This is a genomic window from Bacillus timonensis, from assembly GCF_000285535.1.
GTDB lineage: Bacteria > Bacillota > Bacilli > Bacillales > Bacillaceae_L > Ferdinandcohnia > Ferdinandcohnia timonensis.
On record NZ_CAET01000107.1, the window covers coordinates 1 to 303 of the forward strand.

Genomic DNA, 303 nt, shown 5'->3' on the forward strand with positions numbered 1-303 from the left:
GACGCAAAAATCGCTGAGGAGACGCAAATCCGGGAAAGTAGACGCAAAAAACTCTGTGGAGACGCAAATCCGGGAAAGTAGACGCATAAATCGCTGGGGAGACGCAAATATGAGAAAACCGACGCAAAAAACTCTGTGGAGACGCAAATGTGGGAAAATCGACGCAAAAATCGTTGGGGAGACGCAAATGTGAGAAAACCGACGCAAAAATCGCTGGAGAGACGCAAATATGAGAAAATCGACGCAAAACTCGCCGAGCAGACGCAAATGTGAGAAAACCGACGCATAAATCGCTGGGGAGAC

At 48.2% G+C, this 303-nt stretch carries 1 protein-coding gene; it reads left to right on the plus strand.

Annotated elements, in window-relative coordinates; translation table 11 throughout:
* On the plus strand, positions 1-193 hold a 193-nt coding region (locus BTHG_RS27180), incomplete at its 5' end, for a hypothetical protein (RefSeq protein WP_010280261.1).
* Positions 194-303: the final 110 nt, after the last annotated feature.